General features: G+C 71.1%; 4 protein-coding genes and 1 pseudogene. 3 read left to right on the forward strand and 2 right to left on the reverse strand.

Annotated elements, in window-relative coordinates; translation table 11 throughout:
- Window positions 1-862: glycoside hydrolase family 5 protein (locus CEK66_RS18230; protein WP_148829345.1), on the reverse strand; the 862-nt coding region annotated here is incomplete at its 3' end.
- A 479-nt stretch (window positions 863-1,341) separates the two neighbouring features.
- Here CEK66_RS18230 and CEK66_RS18235 point away from each other — a divergent pair.
- The 3 genes from CEK66_RS18235 (at window position 1,342) to CEK66_RS18245 (ending at window position 4,306) form a co-directional block, all read left to right on the forward strand.
- Entirely contained in the window at window positions 1,342-1,818 is a 477-nt protein-coding gene (locus tag CEK66_RS18235; protein WP_226978675.1) for a hypothetical protein, read from the forward strand.
- A gap of 269 nt (window positions 1,819-2,087) precedes the next feature.
- Window positions 2,088-3,761, forward strand: coding sequence for a M28 family metallopeptidase (locus CEK66_RS18240; RefSeq protein ID WP_152237849.1), 1,674 nt, complete (start codon window positions 2,088-2,090; stop codon window positions 3,759-3,761).
- Complete coding sequence (locus CEK66_RS18245; RefSeq protein ID WP_226978676.1) at window positions 3,758-4,306, forward strand: hypothetical protein; 549 nt, start codon at window positions 3,758-3,760, stop codon at window positions 4,304-4,306. The genes CEK66_RS18240 and CEK66_RS18245 overlap by 4 nt, the downstream gene beginning before the upstream one ends.
- A 13-nt stretch (window positions 4,307-4,319) precedes the next feature.
- Here the strand turns inward: CEK66_RS18245 and CEK66_RS18250 are convergent.
- Window positions 4,320-4,536, reverse strand: a pseudogene (locus CEK66_RS18250) (amino acid transporter); the annotation flags it as partial.

Below are 4,536 nucleotides of genomic sequence, written 5' to 3' on the forward strand. Positions count from 1 at the left end.
GCTCCCAGATCGCCGGCATGTTGGCCGGGAAGCTGCTGTCGCCGAAGTAGGGCTGCCAGTTCACGTCCGGGCCATACACGTGCGGCGACAGCAGCAGGCGGTTGGCCGGCACGTTGAGCTTGGTGCAGGTCAGCGGTTCCAGGTTGCCGCCCCACCAGTAGCCGTAGCTGCTGGAGCAGGTCGGGTTGTCGGTGATGCCCTCGACCACGATCAGCCACTTCGGCGCCACCTTCAGCACCGCCGCCGAGGCGCGCTCGACCGCCTTGTTCCAGTCGGTCTTGAGGTTGCCGGTGCCCCAGGTGTTGCGGCCGTTCGGCTCGTTCTTCAGGTCGATGCCGATCACGCCCGGCACCGACGCGTAGCGCTTGGCCACGAACGTCAGATCGCTGAGCCACTGCTGCTCGCTGTAGGAGTCGGTGTACCAGAGCTCGGAGATGCCCTGGCAATCGGGCGAGTGGTGGTCCAGCAGCACGTACATGCCACGGCTGCTCAACTCGTTGACCACCTTGTCCAGCACCTGCAGCGAATTCAGGCCCTGCAGGTCCGGGTTGCGGCCGTAGTCGATGCTGGTCGGCGCGACGCCGCGCAGGGTCTGCGGGCAGAACGGCAGGCGCACGGCGTTGAAGCCCAGGCCCTGCATCTGCGTGATCATGTCCTTCCAGTTGCGCGCCCACAGGCCATGCACGGTGTGCGCGCTGCCTTCGAAGCCGAACCAGTTGACGCCACGCAGCTGCACCGCGTTGCCGCGGTCGTCCACCACCGTGCCTTTGCTGACGGCGTAACTCCAGGCCGAACCGCTGGCGGCCAGCAGCGCGGCGGCCAGCACGCAACGGGTGATGCGGGTGAGAGGGGACATCGACATCTCTGCAGGTCTCCGGAAGCGGGCCGGCCCCGCAGTCGGAGCGGCCCAGATGAGGGTAGGGGCAACGGGCACCGCGCCCGGCTCGGGTGGAAGCCGGGAGGGGCTCGCGGATCGGCGTGGCCACCGGATCGGCGCGGCCCCGTGATGCGCGAGCGCGGCATTAGAGCATGTTCAGGTTCGTATTTGAGCGGTTTATCACAATAAATTTTTGCGACAGCGCACGTCTGGCGGGTGCCCGGCCCTCGCCGGTCCCGCGGCCGCCTCGCTACACTCGGCCGCTCATGCCTGCCGAGAGGGATCTTCGTGCAACGTCCAAACCTGTCCTTCGCGGTGCAGTGGCCCCATTGGCGCCCCGATTCCGCCTTCCGTGCGAGCCGCGGCGCCGACGCAGCGCGGCGCGCGTGAGTCGGGAACCGCTACCGCCGTCCGCAGCGCCGGCGCCTGCCCCGGCGGTTGCCGCCGGGGCCGCGGCGGCACGGATGGACGAAGCTGCGGCTGTCGCCCCGGCGGACACCGCGGCGGCGCCAGGCTGGCTGGTCCGCAGCGGCGTGGTGCTGGCGTTCGCGATCGTCGCGCCGCTCCTGGGCACGCTGGTCGTCGGTCTGCCGTTGGCGTTTTCCTGGACGTGGGGGCAGCCCGGCGGCTTCGGCGATGCGCTGCCGCTTCTCCTGCTCATGGCGTTGATGTCCTGCATCTTCGGCGCGTTGCCGGGGCTGTTGACCGGCCTGTTCGCCGCCTATGCCTGGCCCCGCCTGCGTGGCTGGCGCGCGCATCTGCTGGTGGGGGTGATCGGTGCCGCCATGTCGGCCGTCTGCGTCGGTGCGCTCATCGCCTGGATCAACAGCCACCGCGACGCGTTCCGCGAGCCCGGCAGCTGGCTGGGATCTTGCGTGCTTGCCGGGGGCGTCGGCGCCATGCTGCTCTCGCTGGCGCTGGATCGGCTGCGCGGACGCTGAGCGCTGCCGCGGCCCGGCCGGTGCTGGCCTGGGGCCGCGATGGGGCGCCAGCCGGCCCGCGGGCTCCAGCCACGGAAGTCCCGGGCGAGCGTCCATTTCCTCGCGCGTGCCTGCCGCACGCGCAGCCGCACGCGGCGTGCGCGTGGATGATGGTGCGTCCCAGGACATCAGCGTTCGAAGGACCGCGCGCCCGAAGGGCCCCCGGCCCCTGCCGATCGCCTGGCCGCGCCGCTACACTCGAGGTTCTTTGTGTCTGCCGAGGGAACTCCGTGAAACGACCGATCGTGAGCCTGCTGGCGCTTGCGCTGTCCGGCGCCAGCCTGGCGGCACCGCCGCCCGCACCGACCTTCGACACCAAGCGCTTGTCCGCCGACGTCAAGACACTGGCCTCCGACGCCTACGAGGGCCGCGCCCCGGGCTCGGCGGGCGAGGAGAAGACCGTGGCCTACCTCAGCGCGCAGTTCCAGGCGGCCGGCCTGCAGCCCGGCGGCGACCTGCGCGACGGCAAGCGCCTGTGGACCCAGGCGGTGCCGCTGCGCCGCGCCGACATCGTCGGTACCCCGCAGCTGGCCATCGCCAGCGGCGACCAGCGCCAGGCCCTGACCCAGGGCCAGCAGATCGCCGTGCGCGCCGCGCTCGACGGCAGCAGCCAGGTGACCCTGGACGGCGCGCCGCTGGTGTTCGTCGGCTACGGCGTCAAGGCGCCCGAGCGCGGCTGGGACGACTTCAAGGGCGTGGACCTGAAGGGCAAGATCGCGGTGGTGCTGATCAACGACCCCGATTTCGAGACCGGCAAGGGCGCGTTCGACGGCAAGGGCATGACCTACTACGGCCGCTGGACCTACAAGTTCGAGGAAGGCGCGCGGCAGGGCGCGGCCGGCGTGCTGATCGTGCACGAGACCGCACCGGCGTCCTACGGCTGGGCCACCGTCGCCAACTCCAACACCAACAGCATGTTCGACGTGGTCCGCGACGATCCCAAGTCGGTGCACCCGGAGCTGGAGGGCTGGATCCAGCGCGACCTGGCGGTGGACCTGTTCAAGCGCGCCGGGCTGGATTTCGATGCGCTGAAGAAGCAGGCGCAATCGCGCGACTTCAAGCCGGTGGAGCTGAAGGGCGAGCGCCTGTACGCCGACTACGCGGTGAAGTCGGAGGTGATCACCTCGCGCAACGTGGTCGCGCGCCTGCCCGGCAAGACCCGGCCGGACGACACCCTCATCTACACCGCGCACTGGGATCACCTGGGCGTGGGCGCGCCCGACGCCAAGGGCGACCGCATCTTCAACGGCGCGCTGGACAACGCCAGCGGCGTCGCCGCGCTGCTGGAACTGGCCCGCGCCTTCGCCAAGGGCCCGGCGCCGCAGCGCTCGGTGGTGTTCATGGCGGTCACTGCCGAGGAAAAGGGCCTGCTCGGCTCGGAGTACTACGCCTCCAAGCCGCTGTATCCGCTGGCGCGCACGGTGGCGGTGATCAACATGGACGGCATGAGCCCGTTCGGGCCCTCGCGCGATTTCGGCATCTACGGCACCGCCAAGCTGGAACTGCTCGACGACCTCAAGCGCGTGGCCAAGGGCTGGGACCTGCGCTACACGCCCGATCCCAAGCCGGAAGCCGGCTATTTCTTCCGCTCCGACCACTTCTCCTTCGCCAAGCGCGGCGTGCCGGCGCTGTCCTTCGCCGCCGGCCAGGACTGGGTGGACGGCGGCGTGGCGGCCGGCAAGGCCGCCTCGGACGACTACACCGCCAAGCGCTACCACCAGCCCGGCGACGAATGGCAGCCGAACTGGACCTTCGCCGGCGCCGCGCGCGACATGCAGGTGCTGTACACGCTGGGCGAGGAACTGGCCAATTCGACGCAGTGGCCGAACTGGAGCCGCGACTCCGAGTTCCGCGCCACCCGCGACGCCAGCGCCGCACAGCGCCAAGCCGCGCCCGCCAAGTGAGTCACGCTCCAGTGCCGCCTGCGCCGCAGGCGGCTGCGGATCCGCCGCCGGGCGCGGGCGCGGAAGGCGCCGATCCGATGGGCGCCGACGCGGGGAGCGATCCGCTGCCGCGCTGGCTGGTCTACCTCGGCGTGGCCATGGCGTTCCCATTGGTAGGGCCGCCGCTGGGGACTGCGGCGGTCTTGCTGCCGATGATGGCGGTCGCGTGGCTCTGGGGCGGCGCTCACCTCGGTGACATCGGCGGCGGGCTGCTGATGCTGCTGGGGATCGCGCTGTATTCCTACCTGTTCGGCGTCTTGCCGGCCTTGCTGACCGGCCTGGTCGCAGTACGCGCCTGGCCGCATCTGCGCGGCTGGCGCGCGCATCTGCGCATCGGCCTGGTCGGCGCCGGGTTCTCGGCAGCGTGCATCGGCTCGGCGATCGCGCTGTTCGGCGATCACGCCGAGATCGGTGCGCTGGCCGCCGCGGCAGGGCTGTGCGCGCTGGCCGGCTTCAGCGGCGCCACGTTGCTGTCGCGCGCGCTGCAAACTTTGCGCGGCGGCTGAGCGCCGCCGCGGCTCAGCCGCCGCTGGCCTGCTGCAGCGACGGGGTGCGCCAGCCGGCACGCACGCCCCAGAAGTAGAAGCCCAGCGCGACCACGCCGACCACCACCAGGTCCGGCCCGTAGGACAGGTAGCCGTGGCCGCCGAAGGTGGTGCTGCCGGCCCACGACAGCAGGGCGATGGTCGGCAGATAGGCGATCAGCCAGCTGGCGCCGCGCAGGTGCCGACGGAAA

It is taken from the genome of Xanthomonas sp. LMG 12460 (assembly GCF_009192895.1).
GTDB classification, from domain to species: Bacteria; Pseudomonadota; Gammaproteobacteria; order Xanthomonadales; family Xanthomonadaceae; genus Xanthomonas_A; species Xanthomonas_A sontii.

Coding starts and splice junctions, on each gene's coding strand:
- CEK66_RS18235 (WP_226978675.1), top strand. CDS start 1,342: ATGGACGAAGCTGCGGCTGTCGCCCCGGCGGACACCGCGGCGGCGCCA.